Source organism: Pedobacter sp. NJ-S-72, from assembly GCF_053890575.1.
On record NZ_CM132681.1, the window covers coordinates 2181621 to 2199899 of the forward strand.

Annotated in this window: 29 protein-coding genes and 2 pseudogenes; 10 read left to right on the top strand and 21 right to left on the bottom strand. The window is 36.7% G+C overall.

Going from position 1 to position 18279, the window contains the following annotated elements:
- Position 1 precedes the first annotated feature (1 nt).
- Positions 2–334, bottom strand: coding sequence for an L-rhamnose mutarotase (locus tag ACWYN3_RS14595; protein ID WP_456221794.1), 333 nt, complete (start codon positions 332–334; stop codon positions 2–4).
- 155 nt (positions 335–489) lie between these two features.
- Here ACWYN3_RS14595 and ACWYN3_RS14600 point away from each other — a divergent pair, with 155 nt between their 5' ends.
- Together ACWYN3_RS14600 and ACWYN3_RS14605 are read left to right on the top strand one after the other, a co-directional pair.
- Complete coding sequence (locus ACWYN3_RS14600; protein WP_456221795.1) at positions 490–948, top strand: AraC family ligand binding domain-containing protein; 459 nt, start codon at positions 490–492, stop codon at positions 946–948.
- Positions 948–1376, top strand: a complete 429-nt coding sequence (locus tag ACWYN3_RS14605; RefSeq protein WP_456221796.1) for a helix-turn-helix domain-containing protein — start codon at positions 948–950, stop codon at positions 1374–1376. The genes ACWYN3_RS14600 and ACWYN3_RS14605 overlap by 1 nt, the downstream gene beginning before the upstream one ends.
- A 52-nt stretch (positions 1377–1428) precedes the next feature.
- On the opposite strand, the gene ACWYN3_RS14610 is transcribed toward ACWYN3_RS14605, so the two are convergent.
- Entirely contained in the window at positions 1429–1842 is a 414-nt protein-coding gene (locus ACWYN3_RS14610; RefSeq protein WP_456221797.1) for a lipid-binding SYLF domain-containing protein, read from the bottom strand.
- A 351-nt stretch (positions 1843–2193) separates the two neighbouring features.
- On the bottom strand, positions 2194–2340 hold the full coding sequence (locus ACWYN3_RS14615; RefSeq protein WP_456221798.1) for a hypothetical protein: 147 nt from the start codon (positions 2338–2340) through the stop codon (positions 2194–2196).
- A 353-nt stretch (positions 2341–2693) separates the two neighbouring features.
- Between ACWYN3_RS14615 and ACWYN3_RS14620 the strand changes: the two genes are divergently transcribed.
- The 4 genes from ACWYN3_RS14620 (at position 2694) to ACWYN3_RS14635 (ending at position 4261) form a co-directional block, all read left to right on the top strand.
- The gene (locus ACWYN3_RS14620; protein WP_456221799.1) at positions 2694–2981 is read left to right on the top strand and encodes a hypothetical protein; all 288 of its coding nucleotides are present in this window, start codon (positions 2694–2696) and stop codon (positions 2979–2981) included.
- A gap of 8 nt (positions 2982–2989) precedes the next feature.
- The gene (locus ACWYN3_RS14625; protein ID WP_456223016.1) at positions 2990–3463 is read left to right on the top strand and encodes a histidine kinase; all 474 of its coding nucleotides are present in this window, start codon (positions 2990–2992) and stop codon (positions 3461–3463) included.
- A 93-nt stretch (positions 3464–3556) separates the two neighbouring features.
- Positions 3557–3922 carry a LytR/AlgR family response regulator transcription factor gene (locus ACWYN3_RS14630; RefSeq protein WP_456223017.1) on the top strand — a complete coding sequence of 122 codons (366 nt, stop codon included), beginning with the start codon at positions 3557–3559 and terminating at the stop codon, positions 3920–3922.
- Between the two features lie 42 nt (positions 3923–3964).
- Positions 3965–4261 (top strand): LytR/AlgR family response regulator transcription factor, encoded by a 297-nt coding sequence (locus tag ACWYN3_RS14635; RefSeq protein ID WP_456221800.1) that lies wholly within the window; start codon positions 3965–3967, stop codon positions 4259–4261.
- Here the strand turns inward: ACWYN3_RS14635 and ACWYN3_RS14640 are convergent.
- Genes ACWYN3_RS14640 through ACWYN3_RS14650 form a run of 3 tightly spaced genes read right to left on the bottom strand, consistent with a single transcriptional unit; the run spans position 4245 to position 7242 of the window.
- Positions 4245–4940, bottom strand: a complete 696-nt coding sequence (locus ACWYN3_RS14640) for a thiopeptide-type bacteriocin biosynthesis protein (RefSeq protein WP_456223018.1) — start codon at positions 4938–4940, stop codon at positions 4245–4247. The genes ACWYN3_RS14635 and ACWYN3_RS14640 overlap by 17 nt on opposite strands.
- The gene (locus ACWYN3_RS14645) at positions 4941–5426 is read right to left on the bottom strand and encodes a hypothetical protein (protein WP_456221801.1); all 486 of its coding nucleotides are present in this window, start codon (positions 5424–5426) and stop codon (positions 4941–4943) included. It lies immediately after the preceding gene.
- Positions 5419–7242 carry a lantibiotic dehydratase gene (locus ACWYN3_RS14650; RefSeq protein WP_456221802.1) on the bottom strand — a complete coding sequence of 608 codons (1824 nt, stop codon included), beginning with the start codon at positions 7240–7242 and terminating at the stop codon, positions 5419–5421. The genes ACWYN3_RS14645 and ACWYN3_RS14650 overlap by 8 nt, the downstream gene beginning before the upstream one ends.
- A gap of 214 nt (positions 7243–7456) precedes the next feature.
- Between ACWYN3_RS14650 and ACWYN3_RS14655 the strand changes: the two genes are divergently transcribed.
- Positions 7457–7981 (top strand): ABC transporter permease, encoded by a 525-nt coding sequence (locus ACWYN3_RS14655; RefSeq protein WP_456221803.1) that lies wholly within the window; start codon positions 7457–7459, stop codon positions 7979–7981.
- 6 nt (positions 7982–7987) lie between these two features.
- Here ACWYN3_RS14655 and ACWYN3_RS14660 read toward each other — a convergent pair whose 3' ends face one another.
- From ACWYN3_RS14660 to ACWYN3_RS14720, 13 genes and pseudogenes are all read right to left on the bottom strand, one after another.
- Positions 7988–8623, bottom strand: a complete 636-nt coding sequence (locus ACWYN3_RS14660) for a helix-turn-helix transcriptional regulator (protein WP_456221804.1) — start codon at positions 8621–8623, stop codon at positions 7988–7990.
- Complete coding sequence (locus ACWYN3_RS14665) at positions 8623–8934, bottom strand: DUF59 domain-containing protein (RefSeq protein ID WP_456221805.1); 312 nt, start codon at positions 8932–8934, stop codon at positions 8623–8625. Before ACWYN3_RS14665 ends, ACWYN3_RS14660 begins: the two co-directional genes overlap by 1 nt.
- An 11-nt stretch (positions 8935–8945) precedes the next feature.
- On the bottom strand, positions 8946–9305 hold the full coding sequence (locus ACWYN3_RS14670) for a SufE family protein (protein WP_456221806.1): 360 nt from the start codon (positions 9303–9305) through the stop codon (positions 8946–8948).
- A gap of 51 nt (positions 9306–9356) precedes the next feature.
- A complete protein-coding gene (locus ACWYN3_RS14675; RefSeq protein ID WP_456221807.1) occupies positions 9357–10601 on the bottom strand; it encodes an aminotransferase class V-fold PLP-dependent enzyme in 1245 nt (414 codons plus the stop codon).
- Between the two features lie 11 nt (positions 10602–10612).
- Entirely contained in the window at positions 10613–11449 is an 837-nt protein-coding gene (sufD, locus tag ACWYN3_RS14680) for a Fe-S cluster assembly protein SufD (RefSeq protein ID WP_456223019.1), read from the bottom strand.
- A gap of 2 nt (positions 11450–11451) precedes the next feature.
- Entirely contained in the window at positions 11452–11946 is a 495-nt protein-coding gene (locus ACWYN3_RS14685) for a hypothetical protein (protein ID WP_456221808.1), read from the bottom strand.
- A 1-nt stretch (position 11947) separates the two neighbouring features.
- Positions 11948–12454 (bottom strand): hypothetical protein, encoded by a 507-nt coding sequence (locus ACWYN3_RS14690; RefSeq protein WP_456223020.1) that lies wholly within the window; start codon positions 12452–12454, stop codon positions 11948–11950.
- 2 nt (positions 12455–12456) lie between these two features.
- Positions 12457–12723, bottom strand: a complete 267-nt coding sequence (locus ACWYN3_RS14695; protein WP_456221809.1) for an ATP-binding cassette domain-containing protein — start codon at positions 12721–12723, stop codon at positions 12457–12459.
- A gap of 24 nt (positions 12724–12747) precedes the next feature.
- Positions 12748–13484: pseudogene (locus tag ACWYN3_RS14700) on the bottom strand (SufD family Fe-S cluster assembly protein).
- The gene (locus tag ACWYN3_RS14705) at positions 13436–13588 is read right to left on the bottom strand and encodes a SufD family Fe-S cluster assembly protein (RefSeq protein ID WP_456221810.1); all 153 of its coding nucleotides are present in this window, start codon (positions 13586–13588) and stop codon (positions 13436–13438) included. Before ACWYN3_RS14705 ends, ACWYN3_RS14700 begins: the two are co-directional and overlap by 49 nt.
- A gap of 63 nt (positions 13589–13651) precedes the next feature.
- Positions 13652–13780: pseudogene (locus ACWYN3_RS14710) on the bottom strand (hypothetical protein); the annotation flags it as partial.
- Positions 13722–13886: a hypothetical protein gene (locus ACWYN3_RS14715; protein ID WP_456221811.1), complete on the bottom strand. Its 165-nt coding sequence runs from the start codon at positions 13884–13886 to the stop codon at positions 13722–13724. The pseudogene ACWYN3_RS14710 and the gene ACWYN3_RS14715, both read right to left, overlap by 59 nt.
- A 76-nt stretch (positions 13887–13962) precedes the next feature.
- Positions 13963–14205 (bottom strand): hypothetical protein, encoded by a 243-nt coding sequence (locus tag ACWYN3_RS14720; protein ID WP_456221812.1) that lies wholly within the window; start codon positions 14203–14205, stop codon positions 13963–13965.
- A gap of 213 nt (positions 14206–14418) precedes the next feature.
- On the opposite strand from ACWYN3_RS14720, the gene ACWYN3_RS14725 reads away from it, so the two are divergent.
- From ACWYN3_RS14725 to ACWYN3_RS14735, 3 genes are read left to right on the top strand one after another with little or no spacing between them, the layout of a single operon-like run.
- Positions 14419–15501, top strand: coding sequence for a M1 family metallopeptidase (locus ACWYN3_RS14725; protein WP_456221813.1), 1083 nt, complete (start codon positions 14419–14421; stop codon positions 15499–15501).
- The gene (locus tag ACWYN3_RS14730; RefSeq protein WP_456221814.1) at positions 15431–15616 is read left to right on the top strand and encodes a M1 family aminopeptidase; all 186 of its coding nucleotides are present in this window, start codon (positions 15431–15433) and stop codon (positions 15614–15616) included. The genes ACWYN3_RS14725 and ACWYN3_RS14730 overlap by 71 nt, the downstream gene beginning before the upstream one ends.
- Entirely contained in the window at positions 15610–16926 is a 1317-nt protein-coding gene (locus tag ACWYN3_RS14735; RefSeq protein ID WP_456221815.1) for a M1 family metallopeptidase, read from the top strand. The genes ACWYN3_RS14730 and ACWYN3_RS14735 overlap by 7 nt, the downstream gene beginning before the upstream one ends.
- A gap of 104 nt (positions 16927–17030) precedes the next feature.
- Here the strand turns inward: ACWYN3_RS14735 and ACWYN3_RS14740 are convergent, their stop codons facing one another.
- Together ACWYN3_RS14740 and ACWYN3_RS14745 are read right to left on the bottom strand one after the other, a co-directional pair.
- Positions 17031–17414 carry a DUF3037 domain-containing protein gene (locus ACWYN3_RS14740; protein WP_456221816.1) on the bottom strand — a complete coding sequence of 128 codons (384 nt, stop codon included), beginning with the start codon at positions 17412–17414 and terminating at the stop codon, positions 17031–17033.
- Positions 17392–18189, bottom strand: coding sequence for a HipA family kinase (locus ACWYN3_RS14745; RefSeq protein WP_456223021.1), 798 nt, complete (start codon positions 18187–18189; stop codon positions 17392–17394). Before ACWYN3_RS14745 ends, ACWYN3_RS14740 begins: the two co-directional genes overlap by 23 nt.
- Positions 18190–18279: the final 90 nt, after the last annotated feature.

Consider the following 18279-nt stretch of genomic DNA (forward strand, 5'->3'; position numbering starts at 1 on the left):
ATTATTCGAGTTCAAAAATTTGATTCATTAACATCCATTTCTCTCCGGGTTTTGCTCCTGGTAAAGCCTGCTGGTATTTCCACATCAGCTTTTCCCATTCCTGTACCCTTTCGTTCTGTTCATCCATTGCAGCCTTATGTTCGAAGCTGAAAGTATCGCTCACTTCCATCATCATCACCAGACGATTGGAAAAGCGATAAATCTGCATCTTCTCTATTCCTGAGTTCTTAATACTGGCATAGATTTCCGGCCATATTTTTTGATGATATTTCTCGTATTCCCGGATTAGTTCGGGATCATTAATCAAATCAAGCGTTAAACAATAGGTCCTCATTTATCTGTTTTATATTTTTAGATGGTGCGGTATCTTTGTATATTCAAAGGAAAGTATTTTTGATTTTATTTATTTTATCATTTGAACGAAAGATTAAATGATTTTGCATTTTGGCATATTTACCTTTTATCAGCCATCATTTGTAACAAAAAAAAATGAAACCTCAACTTTTAAAAGCATCTCCAAACCCAATTCATTCCTTCAATGCCAGACAGGATAATGTGCCCTATATCAACAACCGATGGCACTATCACTCGGAAGTGGAACTGATTCATTTTAAGAAAGGTAATGGCACACAGTTTATCGGTGACAGCATTAAGCGTTTTCGTTCTGGTGATGTGATTTTAATCGGTGCACACCTGCCGCATTACTGGAGATTTGACGATGTTTATTTTGATGAGCAGGTTAATACCAGTGCTGATGTAAGGGTGATACATTTCAATGAGAATTTCTGGGGAGATGTGTTTCTCAATTTGCCGGAGAATAAACTGATTAAAACTACACTGGAAAAAGCGAGACGGGGGATTCAGATTGGCGGGCAGATCAAAAACAACATTGGTGATTTGCTGGAGCAGCTTTTACAGGCAGAAGGTTCAAAGAAAATTTGCTGTTAATGGAAGCGCTGACGAGCATCGGCAATTGCACAAAAACCAGGCTCCTTTCTTCTATTGGTTTTAAACATAATTTCGAGGAATCCGAAAACGACAGGATTCATGCGATCTATGAATTTTCACTTGCTAACTTTAAGCGTAAGATCCAAACTAAGGAGGTAGCAGATATTGCACATGTAAGTGTGAACTATTTTTGCCGGTATTTTAAATCAAGAACAAGAAAGACCTATTCTCAGTTCATTAATGAAATAAGAATAGGCCATGCTTGTAAATTACTGATCGAAAACAAGATTAATGTCAAACAGATCTGTTATGAAAGCGGCTTTTATAATTTTGCCAGTTTTCATAAATACTTCAAATCAATTACGGGTAAAAGCCCGCTTAATTATCAGCGTGAATTTTTTCATGACCGAAAAGAAACGACTCATTAAAGATGAGTACTGACAAATTAATTTGATGCAGATTATTTCGCCTGCATACCTGTCAAAGTGGATTTAATTCTTTTACGATCTCTGAAGAATTGTCAGGTGCATCAAATATTTTATGTGCAGTTGATGCTTTTCCATAAAAACTTTTGTTAGCGTCAGCATCTATCGCCAGAGAAGCTCCGTTTACAGAAATTCCTGCAAAAAGACCTTTACTGCGAGAGTAAGAATAGACTTCTGCTTCCAGTTTATAATCGGTATTTGCGGTTGTATTCCTGCCTACAGGGCCTGCAGCAACAGAAAGGTCACCACCAAGTGTAAAACTGCTCTTTTTGATATCAGTCAGACTACTGCTGTGTTTAAATACCAAAACAAGATCTACTGCCTGTACACCTATTTGAAAACCAATGCTGCCTCCGGTAATTGTGACAAAGACTGGATTACTCCATGTTCCGTCGGCTCTTTTCACCATAGCAATACCTTTGCCTCTTTTAGCTCCTATTACAAATCCTGCGTTGATTAATTTTGGAACGACAATAATCCCCTGAGTGACAGCGAGTAAGTAAGTCTGATGGTATAGATTCCTTCATCTTACTAAAATCCGCGAGTACGGTTGTTGCTGCTTCTACTTTCTTTTCTTCCTTTTCCTGTGCATTAACCGAAGCGCTTATGAATAAGCCTGCACATAAAAGAAGTGCAACTTTAAACTTCGGTAATTTCATCGTTTTCATAATAGTCCTGGTTTTATTTGAATTTGATTAACTATTAATGGTTAATCAAATTCGAAGCCAAGATTATCTTGTAAACATGTTCATATTATATTTCACATATAAATACCTGTAATGGTTCCAGCAAAAGTAGTATTAACTTCAGTAACAGTTCCTTCTTGGAAAATAGCTTTATTTCTTATGGATATCTGATAAACTGGAGTCAATTTTAATTCCAAAAAAACAGTTTTTATTTTTTTCATAACATGCTAGCGGTTAATTTTAACCAATAATAGGAGTATCCTTCAATATTTAAAAAGTTATTACATGAACTAATATATTATCGTGGTAAATGAATATATAATCTCCTATATTTGAAATAATGATTTCCGCATTCTCTTCAAAAAAAGCTAAAATTTATCGTGGACATATTTTTGTATGGACACTGTTTATTACCTATGAATTCCTCCTTGTATTTCTATTGCACCTTCCAACTTCTTCTCTAGGAGATTATATTTTAGCCTATTCCCTCAATATAATTCTTTTTTACACTAACGCTTACATATTGTGGCCGTTAATATACAAAAATCCCATATATATAGGAGTAATACTATTTTTGCTTGAGTTTATAGCATATTCAATTCTAAAATATATTTTTTCATGGATTTACAATATCATCGCTCCTTCAAGCATCCTTACTTTTGATATTGATCTGGTTACTATGGCCAGAATTATTTATCGGTTCATCTATTTTGTTGGTTTGAGTTCAGGTTACTGGTTTGCTTTAAACATCATTACACAGAGAAAGGAAATTTCAGATTTAGAAAAAGCAAAATTACTGGACCAATTACAACAACAACAATTAGAAAAAAAAAACTGGTCGATTCTGAAGTTGCCTATTTAAAATCACAAATCAATCCGCATTTCTTATTTAACACCTTAAATTTCCTTCATAATACAGCGATTACAACAGCTCCTCAACTAACTAAGCCAATTTTATTACTTTCAGACATTATGCGTTATGCATTGACTGAAATACCGCAAAATGGTAAAGTAGAGCTTTCGGAAGAAATTGAGCAGATAGCTTCTTTTATTGATTTAAATCAATTTAGGTTTGATCATAATTTACAGTTATCTTTCACCATTACGGGAAATACTGGCAACTTAAGGATACTCCCCTTAATCTTGTTAACCCCCATAGAGAACATTTTTAAATATGCCGATCTTAAAAATACCGAGTATCCTGTAAAAATCAGTATAGATATTAACAACAATGAATTGAAATTTGCCATTTACAACAGAAAAATAAGAACAAGAAAACAATTACCTAGTCATGGCGTGGGTCTTAAAAACTTAAAACTAAGGTTGATGCATACTACTATTTAAATGTTCATGAAATACAAATAATAGAAACTGCAGATGATTATACATTCAACCTCCAAATAACCTTATAACCTTTATGTATATAAATTTTTTATAATAGATGATGAATCACACGCCATCGAAACTCTAAAAAAATACGCAGCAGACAGTGCACAACTGGAGGTCGTTTCTACTTCACAAAATCCATTGGAGGCAATTAAATATATTAATGAAAATAAGGATATAGACATTACTTTTCTGGACATTGATATGCCTGAGATGTCTGGCCTGGATGTAGCAGATTTAATCTATAAAAACACAGCAATCATTTTCACTACTGGTCATGCCGGGTATGCTGTACAGGGTTTTGAAAAAAATATATCTGATTTTTTGCTAAAACCGATTTCCTTTGAGAAATTTCTAAAATCTGTAACAAAGGTTATCACTAAAATAGAAGAAGAAAAAACCCCAGAGTACCCCTAAAAATGAAAGCTACTTTTTTGTTAACCGGGGATAAAAGGTAAAATGCTTAAAGTAAATTATGATGATGTTGAATATATTGAAGGGTTAAACAACTACATCGTCATTCATACTCCTCAAAACAATCATATTATCTATCTGACAATGAAGGAGATTGAAGCCGGCTTACCAACTGTTAATTTCATCAGAATTCATAAATCCTATATCATCAATATTGATAAGGTAACGATGATGGAAGGAAACAAAATTATGATCGATAAAATGATTTTACCTATAGGATCTTCCTATAAAGACCAGCTCTTAAAAAAAGTAAATAGCAACGTTATTAAAACTCATCGTTAGTCATATAATTGAGATAAACCTGATACTTTTTCATAAAATGATAGGCAAGATATTCATAAGCACGGGGATCATCTTCAAATATTCTGTTCATATGCATATGTAACAAACTTGCAATCAGGTTATATTTATCAACAGGTCTCCAATTTGATGTTTTCTCATTAAGAGCAACGAGCCCTAGATTAAAACAGTCGTAAATTCTGTTACTTTTATAAATAGAAAACTGCTCATTATTAGTCAATTCTGACTGAAAATCTCTGTATTTAAGATCCATTTTACGCGCGATTTCTTTATCACCATTATTAAATTCTGCTGAATAATCGGCAAGAATCTGACCAAAAAAATCAACACGTTGTTCTTTATCTTTAATGAAGCACTTTACCATTAGAAGTGTCGAGTGTATTGCAAAATTTAATTTAAACCTCGTTTCATATCCAAATGCTTGAAGTGTACTAAGAATATACTCACTATCGTGATAAAATAACGATTCTATTTCATCTATTAACTCTGCTGAATATCTTTCCAACTCTCTTTGATAAGTATCAAGCTGTACCTCCGATATTTTCCCTGAATGACACAGTGGTCTTAACTTTGCGTTGAGTTCCGTGAATAAACTATGAGCTAATTTTCCGGTAATAAAAAATCTTAGTCTGATATGATGTTCGGGATCATTATATCTAATCTAAAAAAAACACTTAAACCCTGGACTGTTCTTCTTGTATTTTTGAAGTACAGGTAAAATAACATTTATTAAAATACAATCTGTCAATGAGTAATGCGCATACAATTTGATATATAGCCATTCATCTCCAGGAACAAATGTGCGTTTTACTTTTAGCTTTTTAATATCCCCGATTACATTGCCCATTGGCTGAGGAGAAGGGTATGATTTAGATTTATTGACGACACAAACGATGTGTTGGCTTGCGTAAGGCCTTCCCTTCATATCATGCACATCGGCACACTCAGGTAATACATATTCTTTTAATGTGATTGATTTCTTGTTTCTGATACATTTAATAAACATATCAAGATCAACTTTATTATTTCTGTTAAAAACAAGAAAGTTATCACTTTCATTCAAACTAAAATATTTTGGCAGATGCAATTCTTCTCCAAAATCCTTATAGTGCCCCGCAACTATCTTGTTAATTTTATGCTCATCCAAATTCCATCTGGCAGGACTGAGAACTGCCCCTGCCTAGTTGAACACGTGGATAATAATCTAAACCTGGAAAAAGCTGTTCAAGAGAAAACACTAAGCTGGATTTAATTCCCTGATGCTGTAAATCACAAAGAAATCTGAATGCCGGAATAGTAGTAAGCTTAGTATTGTAGGCCGAAGAAAACCTGGGTATAACATATTTATTGAGTTTTACTGATCTTAAAAGGATTGTGTCACCACTCATCGATATGACCAGATCATTCAGTTTAATAGTATTTTCTTCCGGACGTGTTGAATAGGTTAATATGGGGATTTCATAAGGATAAAAATGTCCTCGTTGATTAATGTTTGATGTCTTATTAGCAGGTGAAAAGGCAATTTCAGCAAATATAAAATCATTATTTATGGACAGCTCTTGTTCGCATATATTTTTAAGCTGTTGTTCAATAGCCTCATTTGGAGCTCCAAATCTTGCTCCCAATTCTACTCCTGATACACCTGCAATTTGATCGATCCATAGTTCGTTGTCTACATTTTTATATAAAATGGACATGCCTGGTGGCAATAAAGAATTACTTTCTGGCAATAGGTCAATATCCTCTTGCGTAAGTATAATTTTTTCCAAACCTGATTTCGAAAGGTCATTCCATTTCTTAAAGATCAATTTTTCTGCTTCACCCCAATTCAGCTTACTTTCAGCTTCCTCACTCTTTCTCAAATCTTCGACAAATCCATCATTGCCGTTATCAAAAGCCGAAGTTAAATTTTCATACCCAACACCAATTCCCGGATCCATCACTTCCATTAATGGTACCTCCCGCCGGTCATATTTCTTTTTGAAAGCCGTCTTAAAGCCTTTCATTACGTCTTCATTCCTATCAACAGTTAGTTTGTCCAGATTTTTGATCAATGAGATAAATTCAGGATGCACCTCATTATTTAGTCCGCCTGAAATTTCACGCTGATATAAACTATAAGGAACTCTATCTTCATTTCGGCTAATGAGTTCTTCTACAGCTCTATTAAGAGTGGGTAATCCGGCTCTTTGATCATTAATAACAGTTGAGAATGTTTTTAATCGCTTCAAACTAAGCTGAGGGTATTCTTTCAATAAAGCCAGACACCGTTCATTATACAATAAGCCCGTAACATTTGGTGTTAGCTCTGAAACAATTACCTGGCCCTGTACCAAATGATTAAAATAATCCTCTGCACCTGCATCTTCACCGTATTCTTTTATCAAATAACTAAGAATGTCAGTTTTTGTCTTTCCCTGGTCAATAAACTTTAACATTTTTTTCAACCCAGGGATTACTTTTAGATGTACTACTACATGTTTATCCTGTTCAGTATAAGCTTGACTAACAAAATACAGCTCCCCTGCCACATCATACATGGAATTATTAGCATAATATCGAATAGATGGTAATTCTTCTACTTTTAAAGTATTGATATAATTCAGTATTGTCGTAAAATCAGGGATAGCAGTCAACCCACCTTGACCGGTAAAACACAATTGATCATCCTGACCTGACGTCCAATTGGCTAAAGAGAATGAAGAAAAGAGACCATATGGTAACGCTCTAAAACACATTCGGTTTAAGTATTTCCACAAAGTTATTTTTGCCCGTTCATTTAATCGGTCATAATCAAAATCTTTTTTCTTCAGCTCAACATATAATGTCTGACTGGCAAAAAACAAACTCGCCCTAAAGAAATCCGTTTTTAACAATCCTTGCAAAAACAACTCGTTAAAATTCTCGTAACTATAGGCCGGTGACCGAACCAGCAAAAAGGAGTCAACAGTAAATTCTGACATTTTTTGAGCACTTAAATATATTTGGTAAAGAAAAGAATTCCCCTTGCGGTGAAATTTATAAAAAAAAACACTCATATTGTACGTTTACGTATTTTTTTTTGTTCGATAATGAACTACAAAAATAACAACAAATCCATAATCAACTGACGGATAGCGTAATAACAAAATTACATAAACTGGCATGTAATTAGTCTGCATAAGGTAAATTCAATATATGTTATTGCTTAACCTAAAAATAGCCAGAAGAAACCTGCTGAAAAACAAAGGTTTTTCTTTGATCAATATTGGCGGTTTAGCTATTGGCCTGGCTTGCTGTATGATATTACTGTTCTATGTCAGTTATGAATGGAATTACAACAAGCAATTCGCTGCTATTGATCGTATCTATTTTGCTAAAACAAACCTGATTATTAATGATCATTTAGCTTTATATATGGCCGAACAACGCAGTAACGAAATCAGTATCAGAAAAGTACTTGGTGCTGATTTAAAAAGCATTCTTATTTTACTCAACAAAGATTTCATTAAACTTGTCCTGCTATCAAATATAATTGCTTTTCCTATAGCTTATATTTTATCAAAAAGCTGGCTTCAAAAATATGATTATAGTGTAGGTATATCAGTCTGGCCTTTTCTGATAGCAGCAGGTCTTTCAATCGCTATTGCTTTATTAACAGTGAGTGTACAAAGTATTAAAGTCGCAAGAGCTAACGCAGTGGATGCGCTAAAATATGAGTAAACAGAGCTACGATTTAACAGAAGAGATACGGTAGGCACATCTTCTGCCTCCGTCAACGATATATTCTATACGTTTTATAGGTATGTTTTCACCAATAACAGTTTGCAGTGTTTTGAATTCTGCATTGCATATTGCAGGATTAGCATGAGCAGCGGCACCTATAGGGCAATGATTTTCTATAAAAATGAACCCTTCATCATCTTTGATGACCTGGGCCATATAACCTTCTTTTGTCCGGATAGAGACAAAACTGTTGATTCTCTTTTCAAGATCAGAGACACCTTCCAGTTCTTTCAGGTACTTACTGGTCCCTTTTTCACCATTAACCGTAATCAACTGTGAAACAGCATTTTCACCAAGAAGCTCTTTCATTACTTCCATCAGCTTAACGGTAAGTGCGGCATGTGTATCCGGGAAGCGGGATTGCCCTAAACTGGTTAGTGACCATAATTGCTGTGGCCTGCCTCTCCCGGTTACCGTTTTGCTGGAAGTCACCAGACCTTCTTTTTCTAAGCGCAACATTTGGAAACGTGCACCCTCTACCGTCACCTTAAATTCACGGGCAAGCGACAACAGAGACTGTGCCCCGCTGGTTTTCAGCAGATTCACAGCACCTTCCCTAAATGACATCTTATTTTCCATTACAACCAGCCCAGTTCTAACTTTGCTTCATCGCTCATCATATCTCTGGTCCATGGCGGATCGAAAGTAAGACGTACCTCTACCCCATTCACACCTTCAACAGCTTTCACCTTATTTTCTACTTCCTCAAGAAGTTCACCCGCAACCGGGCACGCAGGCGCAGTCAGTGTCATATAAATATGTACATTATTATCTTCGAGCATATCAATCTTATAGATCAGGCCCAGTTCATAAATACTAACTGGTATCTCCGGATCGTAGATCGTATGTAATACATCTTCGATTTTATCTCTTAACAATGGTTCACTCATAACAATTCAATTTAATCCTGTGATTTAAAAGCCAGGGCGTACATCTTCATTTGTTTTAGCATTGACAATAACCCATTGGAACGATTAGGTGACAAGTGATTCTGTAAACCTATAGTATTGATAAAGTACAAATCTGACTCTATAATTTCCTGTGGAGTATGTCCTGATAAAACCCTGACCATCATACTAATCAACCCCTTGGTAATAATTGCATCACTATCAGCAGTAAACCAGATTTTACCTTCTTTGTATTCCGGGTGCAGCCACACACTTGACTGGCATCCTTTAATCAGGTTATCCGGTATTTTATATTGTGCATCAATCAGAGGAAGTTCTTTCCCCATATCAATGATATTCTCATATTTATCCATCCAGTCTGAAAAAAAAGCTCAAACTCTTCAATAATCTCGTCCTGTTGTTCGTTAATCGTCATCTGTAATAATTAAATGAGTATAGCGGCAGCTCTTTTTATTCCTGCTACCAGTAAATCCACTTCTGAACGAGTATTGTAAAAGGCAAAAGAAAGCACGACAAGTCCCTGGAATACCGAAAAAGTCCATAACCGGTTCAGTACAATGATGGCCAGTACGGATAGCGATTCCCTGTTTATCCAGTAATTCTCCTAAATCATAAGGGTGTACACCATCAATTAAAAATGAAATTACACTTGCGCGCTGCTCTGCTTTTCCAATAAACCTCAGACCAGGTACTTCGGCCAGCAATTCGAGCGCATAGTTTAATAATTCATGTTCCTTTTCCTGTATAGCTTCCAGACCTATAGCATTCACATAGTCTATAGCCGCCCCAAGCCCGATCGCTCCGCATATATCCGGTGTACCTGCTTCAAACTTATAAGGTAAATCATTGTAAATGGTTTTTTCGAAAGTGACAGTTTTAATCATATCACCCCCTCCCTGATAAGGAGGAATCATATTCAGCCATTTTTCTTTGCCATAAAGTACACCAATCCCGGTAGGCCCGTAAATTTTATGTCCTGAGAAAACCAGAAAATCAATATCCAGTTCCTGTACATCTATTGGTAAATGCTGAATAGCCTGCGCAGCGTCAATCATTACAGGAATATTTTTCGCATGTGCCTGTTTAATAATTTCTCTGACCGGATTAATTGTTCCTAAAGAGTTTGATACGTAAGTAACTGAAACCAGTTTTACGCTTTCATCCAAAAGAGCTGGTAAAGTATCCATTTGCAACACACCATTTTCATCCATAGGAATGACTTTTAGTGTTGCTCCTCTCTCTTCACAGATCATTTGCCAGGGTACAATATTCGAATGATGTTCCATAGCAGAAACCAGGATACTATCCCCGGCATTTAGAAATTTCTTTCCAAATGAAGAGGCAACCAGGTTAATTCCATCGGTTGTCCCTTTCGTGAAGATAACTTCATGGCTAAATGCAGCATTGATGAACTTACTTACCTTATGGCGTGCTTCTTCATAAGCCGCTGTCGCCTGCTGGCTTAACAAATGCACACCACGGTGCACATTACTGTTGCAAGTTTTATATAAAACCTCTACAGCAGCTAAAACTGCTGTAGGTTTTTGTGTTGTTGCTGCATTATCAAGATATACTAAATCCTTACCATATACTTTGGTATCCAGTATAGGAAAGTCTTCTCTGATATTTTCTGCTATCGGTCTGCTCATTTCTTTTCCTTTTAAATGATTGTTGCTAATGAATTTTCCATCTTTTTATAAATTAAAGACTGAACAAAATCCTTTACCGCTTCATTTTCAATTTTTTGAGTAACATCAAACATAAACGCTTCTACCAGAAGTTTACGGGCCGACTCTTCAGAAATCCCTCTCGACTGTAGATAAAACAATGATTCAGGATCAAATTGACCTACTGTACAACCATGGCTGCATTTTACGTCATCCGCAAATATTTCTAATTGAGGTTTTGCAAATACCTGTGCTTTATCACTCAGTAAAAGATTATTATTCTGCTGAAAAGCATTGGTTTTCTGAGCCGGACGCTCTACAAATACTTTTCCGTTAAACACCGCTTTACCTTTATCTAATAATACCCCTTTATAGATCTCATTGCTATCACAATGCGGGAATCTATGGTGAATTGCAGTATGATTATCGGTCAGCTGATGACCAGCTACCAGGTATAAACCTAATAAATGAGTTTCAGTTGCACTACCATTGAGAACAATTTCCAGGTTATTACGGATCAGTTCTGCACCAGGTAAATTGAACATGAAGTTATCATAACGACTATGACGTTCCTGGGTAATATGATTATAATTGATTAATCTGTCTTCGGCAGCGTTATCCTGAATCACATACTGAATCAGATTTGCATTTTCTTTAACTGTGATTTGCGAGACGCTATTCATTAATACACGTTGCGCATGCCCTAGTGAAACAGCACTATCAATTAATTCAGCTTTTGCATTTTCATTTACAATGATTAAATGACGCGGCTGATACAACATATTTTCATTTGCTGTATACAGATGAATGATCTGTACTGGTTTGCCCAGTACTACATTCTTTTTGGAACTTCAAGAAAATATCCATCAGTAAAAAATGCTGCATTTAAAGCATACATCCTGTTGCCTTCTGCTTCTTTACAGGTAATATAATCCTTATAAAGTTCTGTATTGATAATACTTTCCAATGGAAGTACACTCAATTGATCAGCTTCTGGTAAAACAGATAAGTCAAACTGGATCTTACCATTCAATAAAACCAGCAACCAGGCATCAAGACCAGGTACAATTGCTGCATGTATTGCTGCCTTAACTTCCTGCTGATCAACTTCACCTGTAGTCTGTGAAAAAGTATCAGTTAGAAATGGAGTCAGATTAGTAAATTTCCAATCCTCATCTTTTGAGGTAGGAAACCCCTTTGCCTTAAACAATTCAAAAGCATCTTCCCTTGATTTTGATAAATCAACGTTAATATTTTCAGCTTTTGGTGTGTTTTCAAACTCAGCGATCAATTGATTATAAAATGGAGTTGTAAACTGATTTACCATCTTAAATTTTGTTTATTGATTCATTGCCATGGAATTCTTCTTTCAACCAGTCGTATCCTTTTTCTTCCAGTTCTAATGCCAGTTCTTTTGTTCCTGAACGTACGATCTGACCATTGTACAATACATGTACAAAATCAGGCACGATATATTCAAGCAAACGCTGATAGTGAGTAATCAAAACAAAAGCATTATCTGCTGAACGCAATTTATTGATACCGTTAGATACAATACGTAAAGCATCGATATCCAGTCCTGAATCTGTTTCATCAAGAATTGACAATTTAGGCTCCAGCATGGCTAATTGGAATACTTCATTCCTTTTCTTCTCTCCTCCGGAAAAACCCTGGTTCAGAGAACGGTTAGCCAGCTTTGCTTCGAATTCAACCAAAGCTTGTTTTTCTTTAGTCATTTTCAGAAACTCTTTAGCCGAAAGCTGCGGAAGCTCACGGTGAGTTCTGATTTCACTTAATGCTGTTCTTAAAAAATTGATGTTTGATACTCCAGGAATTTCTACAGGATATTGAAAAAAGCAAGGAAAACACCTTCACGTGCACGCACTTCAGGTTTCATATCCAACAGATTTTTACCATCCAGCCAAACTTCACCTTCAGTAACCTCGTAATTTTCACGACCTGCAAGAACTGAGGCCAGTGAACTTTTCCCAGATCCGTTAGGACCCATAATAGCATGTACTTCACCGGCTTTCACCTCAAGGTTAATTCCTTTTAAAATTTCTTTTCCTTCAATATTCGCATGAAGATTTTTTATTGATAACATATGAATTCTATATTTTTTTATGATCTACCCTACGCTGCCTTCGAGTGTAAGAGAAAGTAATTTTTGAGCCTCTACTGCAAATTCCATTGGCAATTGATTCAGTACATCTTTTGCATATCCATTGACGATTAATGCAATAGCCTGTTCCGCGTCAATTCCACGCTGATTCAGATAAAAGACCTGATCTTCTCCTATTTTGGAGGTCGTAGCTTCATGCTCTATGGTAGCTGTATTATTTTTTTGGATTCGATATAAGGGAAAGTGTGTGCACCACAACGGTCACCTATTAACAGAGAATCGCACTGGGTGAAGTTACGTGCATAAGCAGCCTTAGGCCCCATTTGCACTAAACCACGATAGCTATTCTGTCCCTGACCTGCAGAGATCCCTTTAGAGATAATCCTGCTTTTGGTATGGGCACCAAGATGATATATTTTTGTACCCGTATCTGCAATTTGCATGTTATTAGTTACTGCAACAGAATAAAACTCGCCTGATGAATAATCGCCCTGTAACAGTATACTTGGGTATTTCCACGTAATTGCAGAACCTGTTTCTACCTGTGTCCATGAAATTTTGGCACGCTCACCACGACAGGCTCCACGTTTGGTTACAAAATTAAAAATTCCGCCTTTTCCTTCTTTATCTCCAGGATACCAGTTTTGTACCGTTGAATATTTAATTTCCGCACCTTTCATGGCAATCAGTTCAACTACCGCAGCGTGCAATTGATTTTCATCACACGCATAGGCGCTGTACATCCTTCCAGGTAACTTACATAACTATCTTCATCAGCAATGATTAGTGTACGCTCAAACTGACCGGTATTTTCAGCATTAATCCTGAAATAAGTAGAAAGTTCCATCGGACATCTTACTCCTTTAGGGATATATACGAAAGATCCGTCAGAGAATACAGCGGTATTTAAAGAGGCAAAAACGTTATCAGTATGGGGAACAACTGAACCCAGGTATTTCTGTATCAGTTCAGGGTGCTCTTTAACAGCATCGCTGATAGAACAAAATATAATTCCCAGCTCGTTTAAATGTTTTTTTATAGGTGGTAGTTACCGATACACTATCAAATACAACATCCACAGCAACTCCTGCCAGTTGTTTCTGTTCTGACATCGGGATACCTAATTTCTCAAAAGTACGCAGCAATTCAGGGTCTACTTCATCCAGCGATGCATATTTAGCCTGCTGTTTGGGTGCGGCATAATAAGAAATAGACTGAAAGTCAATTTCGGGCGGGCATTTTGAAGTTTTGCCATTGCGGCATTTCTTGCTTCTGGAAAGCCTTGAAACCCTTCATACGCCAATCGAGTAACCATTGGGGTTCATTCTTTTTTGCAGAAATAAACTTCACAGTATCTTCGTTGAGTCCGACTTCAGAAATATCCATATCAATCGCTGTAACAAAGCCAAATTCGTATTCACGGTTTGCCAGTTGTTCGAGCATCAAATCATCTTTTTCCATCATTATTCAGTTTAAAAACTTTATCGGCAGCTTTCGGATGGCTGGGTGGACAAAGCAGGTAACAAAGATAAGTAATGAGCTTAATAAACAAAGGAATTACTTTGTTTATTACAATACAATGAGTTAAAGCTATTGTATTCGACTCTTTACCAAAAATATTAATGGACTTTATGATTTTCAGCTTAGATTTACAGCCATATTTTAGAAGATTTTAAAATGATTATAAAACCAAGAATTTATAAGCGTGCTGTCTTGCAGACGATGTTTTATATCGCTACTGCGGTAGCGCTTCCAGCGTTTGCACAGCAAAAAACTGAAGACCCTTTATTGAAAATTTACAGGGGCAGTGCTGAAAAGATCAATGATTTGATCCATACAAAGCTGGATGTTAAGTTTGACTATAAAAAGCGTTATTTATATGGAAAAGAATGGGTAACCATTAAACCTCATATTTATGCTACTGACAGTTTAAGACTGGATGCAAAAGGTATGGATATCAAGACTGTTGCTGTAGTAAAAAATGGCAAAAATATTCCGCTTAAATATACCTATGATAATCTTTCACTGGCGATTAAACTGGATAAGACTTATCAGAATACGGAAAATTATACCATATATATAGATTATACAGCAAAGCCGGATGAGTTGAAAATAGAGGCTGGCGAAGCTATAACGGATGCCAAAGGACTTTATTTCATCAATCCTGATAGCACAGAAAAAGGTAAACCAGTACAAATCTGGACACAGGGTGAACTGGAAAGTTCTTCGGCCTGGTTCCCTACAATTGACAGAACAAATCAGAAAACTACAGATGAAATCAGCATGACTGTACCGGGTAAATATGTGACTTTATCAAATGGCAGACTGGCTTCACAGAAAAAAAATTCCGATGGCACCAGAACAGATACCTGGAAAATGGAATTACCACATTCTCCTTATTTGTTTATGATGGCTGTGGGTGATTTTAAAATTTACAAGGATAAATGGCGTGATAAAGAGGTTAGTTATTATCTGGAGCCTGCTTACGCACCTTATGCCAAGGATATATTTAGCTTTACTCCTGAGGCAATTGAGTTCTATTCAAAGACTTTAGGTGTAGATTATCCATGGAACAAGTATTCACAGATTGTAGTACGTGATTATGTAAGCGGTGCAATGGAAAATACCACTGCAACACTACATGGCGCTTATGTACAGGGAACAACACGTGAACTGGCTGACAGATATTATGATAAAGGAAGAAGCACTATTGTCCACGAGCTTTTTTCATCAGTGGTTTGGAGATTATGTTACCGCTGAAAGCTGGAGTAATCTTACCGTAAATGAGTCATTTGCTGATTTTAGTGAAACGCTATGGGCAGAACATAAATATGGACAGGATACGGGGATGAACACAATAATGAAGCTATGCTGACTTATCTGGAAGACCCGGCAAATGCGACGAAAAACCTTGTTCGTTTTCATTACCACGCTGCCCAGGATATGTTTGACGCTGTGTCTTACAAAAAAGGTGGCCGTATTTTGAATATGCTTCGTAATTACCTCACTGCACCTGTATTTTTTAAAGGATTGAATATTTATCTAAAAACAAATGCATTCAAAAATGGCGAAGCACAGCAGCTGCGTTTAGCCATGGAAGAAGCAAGTGGTAAGGATTTAAACTGGTTTTTCAATCAATGGTATTATAGTGCCGGTCACCCGTTACTGGATATTAAATACAAATGGGATGAAGCGGCCAAAACACAGACTGTTTACCTGAATCAAACACAAGAAGAAGGAAAAGCATTCCAATTGCCAATGGCAGTAGATATCTATAATGGCACTCAGAAAGAACGTCATCAAATATGGATGCGAAGCAAATCGGATACGCTTACTTTTAAATTAGCTGCACAACCTAAACTGGTTAATGTTGATGCTGATAAAATTACGCTAAGTAAAAAAACAGATCACAAGACAATTATAGATTTATTGTTCCAATATCAGCATGCTCCATTATATATGGACAGACTGGAAGCGATCGACGCAGCTGTTGCGCAACAAAAAGACCCTGTTGCACAACAAATTTTATTAGCTGCTTTACAGGACAAATATTATGGATTGCGTATGAAAGCTATGAACAGTATTGATCCAAATAATATTGCATTGATAACACCAGCAATACCGCTAATCCTCAAAATAGCAAAAACAGACGATAACAATCTTGCAAAAGCCGAAGCAATAAAGATTATCAGTGTTACCAAAGACGCAGTACAACAATTACCAATTTTCACTGAAGGCTTAAAAAGCACATCCTATGCAGTTCAGGGTGCATCATTATTTGCAATGTCAATTTTAAAACCTGCCGAAGCATTGGCTATGGCTAAATCTTTTGAAAAAGACAATAAAGGTGAATTAACAAAAGCGATGACTACTGTTTACGCACAAAATGGTGGTGATGCAGAATGGCCTTACGTTTATAAAAACTTTCAGGAAAGCGATGCACAATCAAAATTCGACATGCTTAAAGACTTTGCGATCATGACTGCCCGTGTTAAAAGTCCGGAGTATTCCGGGCAGGGTATCAATGCATTAAAAGAATTTGGAATTAAATACAAGTCGCAGGGGGCTGCCCCGGTAATTACCAGTGTTCTCGATCAAATTAAAACAGTACGTCAGCAACAGCATGATGATGCTTCTGTGAAACTTATCGGAGAAGCTCAACAACAGATTAATGATAAGAAATAAGTAATTCTCATCAAAAACATCGAGGCCCCATTCAAGAGATAAATCTTGAAAGGGGCCTTTTTTTTTTATGAATTGATACTATTATTTCTGGCAAATCAGCTTTCTTAAAGCACCTGTTCTTCAAGCAGCAACTTCAATTTTTCACTGGCATCCTTACAAAATCCAGGATGCACCCTTGATGTTTGGAGTACCGTACTCCGCATCGCAGTAAGCCAGCGAAACCTCGATGCAAGATCTAACTGACCAATAGGTCCGCTTTCCTTTCCACCAGCACAGATTCTTTTTAAAGCCTGCAGGTTATTTTCGATTTCTTCTATAGCTGTAGTTTTAGAAAAAACACTTAGTTTTTCTTTGTTTAATACAATCTCTGCCTGCAAAAATTTCTGTTTAGCACAGTAAAGAATAACTCCGACATTCATAAATTCTTCACGTTCCACCCTTGGTACAACGCGAATTACCGCATACTCAAATAAGTGACTGTCTTGCATTTTGTGCTTCTTTTACAAAAATTTCTGAATTGGCAATTCTTAGCTCTAAAAACCGGGCATAAGCATTGCGATGTTCTTCGGCCGAGTTAAAGGTGCGTTCTTCGCATAACCACTCCGCGGGGATCAGATTTACTATAGACTGAATCAACTCTTTAGTTATAACCGGGCTGAACTCTGCATCCACGGCTTCCAGTTCTGAAGCCCAGGGTAGCAACACATGATCTTTGATCAAAGTAAATGGCCGCTGCGCCTGTTCTTCCCAGTTTTGCCAGGAATGATGGAAATAGAGAGAAGCTCCATGATCAATCAGCCAAAGTTCTTTATGCCAGATCAGCATATTGGTATTACGGCCAGTACGATCCATATTGGTCAACAGACAATCAAGCCAAACGATCTGTGAAGCAAGTTTTGCATCTATAGTTGTAACTGTAGGATCAAATGTAATCGCGCCAGACAGGTAATGCAAAGCAAGATTAAGTCCTACGCTGGCTTTTAACAGATCCTGTATTTCTTCATCTGGTTCTGTACGGCCAAAGGCCTCATCCAGGTTAGCCAATACAATTTCGGGTATTTTAAATCCAAGGGCACGTGCAATTTCACCACCAATAATCTCTGCAATTAGTGCCTTTACGCCCTGTCCCGCACCGCGAAACTTAAGGACATACAGAAAATCATCGTCGGCCTCTGCAATAGCAGGCATAGATCCTCCTTCGCGCAATGGTGTAACATAACGCGTTACATTGACGGTTCTGAGTTGAAGTTCGTTAATATTCATCATAAAAAATGCTCTTGATAGAGACGGCTTGAAATTTAGGTAAATTATTTCAAAGACCTCATTTAATAACCTGGAATGTTTTTACAGGCT

Bases quoted from the DNA above. Each gene is read 5' to 3' on its own strand.
- ACWYN3_RS14635 (WP_456221800.1), top strand. From the start codon at position 3,965: ATGCTTAAAGTAAATTATGATGATGTTGAATATATTGAAGGGTTAAAC.
- ACWYN3_RS14595 (WP_456221794.1), bottom strand. From the start codon at position 334: ATGAGGACCTATTGTTTAACGCTTGATTTGATTAATGATCCCGAACTA.
- ACWYN3_RS14695 (WP_456221809.1), bottom strand. From the start codon at position 12,723: ATGTTATCAATAAAAAATCTTCATGCGAATATTGAAGGAAAAGAAATT.
- ACWYN3_RS14740 (WP_456221816.1), bottom strand. From the start codon at position 17,414: ATGCAAGACAGTCACTTATTTGAGTATGCGGTAATTCGCGTTGTACCA.
- ACWYN3_RS14605 (WP_456221796.1), top strand. From the start codon at position 948: ATGGAAGCGCTGACGAGCATCGGCAATTGCACAAAAACCAGGCTCCTT.
- ACWYN3_RS14735 (WP_456221815.1), top strand. From the start codon at position 15,610: ATGCTGACTTATCTGGAAGACCCGGCAAATGCGACGAAAAACCTTGTT.
- ACWYN3_RS14650 (WP_456221802.1), bottom strand. From the start codon at position 7,242: ATGTCAGAATTTACTGTTGACTCCTTTTTGCTGGTTCGGTCACCGGCC.
- ACWYN3_RS14725 (WP_456221813.1), top strand. From the start codon at position 14,419: ATGATTATAAAACCAAGAATTTATAAGCGTGCTGTCTTGCAGACGATG.
- ACWYN3_RS14675 (WP_456221807.1), bottom strand. From the start codon at position 10,601: ATGAGCAGACCGATAGCAGAAAATATCAGAGAAGACTTTCCTATACTG.
- ACWYN3_RS14600 (WP_456221795.1), top strand. From the start codon at position 490: ATGAAACCTCAACTTTTAAAAGCATCTCCAAACCCAATTCATTCCTTC.
- ACWYN3_RS14670 (WP_456221806.1), bottom strand. From the start codon at position 9,305: ATGGATAAATATGAGAATATCATTGATATGGGGAAAGAACTTCCTCTG.
- ACWYN3_RS14745 (WP_456223021.1), bottom strand. From the start codon at position 18,189: ATGAATATTAACGAACTTCAACTCAGAACCGTCAATGTAACGCGTTAT.
- ACWYN3_RS14685 (WP_456221808.1), bottom strand. From the start codon at position 11,946: ATGGTAAATCAGTTTACAACTCCATTTTATAATCAATTGATCGCTGAG.
- ACWYN3_RS14720 (WP_456221812.1), bottom strand. From the start codon at position 14,205: ATGATGGAAAAAGATGATTTGATGCTCGAACAACTGGCAAACCGTGAA.
- ACWYN3_RS14665 (WP_456221805.1), bottom strand. From the start codon at position 8,934: ATGAGTGAACCATTGTTAAGAGATAAAATCGAAGATGTATTACATACG.
- ACWYN3_RS14610 (WP_456221797.1), bottom strand. From the start codon at position 1,842: ATGGTGAAAAGAGCCGACGGAACATGGAGTAATCCAGTCTTTGTCACA.
- ACWYN3_RS14615 (WP_456221798.1), bottom strand. From the start codon at position 2,340: ATGAAAAAAATAAAAACTGTTTTTTTGGAATTAAAATTGACTCCAGTT.
- ACWYN3_RS14705 (WP_456221810.1), bottom strand. From the start codon at position 13,588: ATGGAACTTTCTACTTATTTCAGGATTAATGCTGAAAATACCGGTCAG.
- ACWYN3_RS14730 (WP_456221814.1), top strand. From the start codon at position 15,431: ATGATAAAGGAAGAAGCACTATTGTCCACGAGCTTTTTTCATCAGTGG.
- ACWYN3_RS14660 (WP_456221804.1), bottom strand. From the start codon at position 8,623: ATGGAAAATAAGATGTCATTTAGGGAAGGTGCTGTGAATCTGCTGAAA.
- ACWYN3_RS14655 (WP_456221803.1), top strand. From the start codon at position 7,457: ATGTTATTGCTTAACCTAAAAATAGCCAGAAGAAACCTGCTGAAAAAC.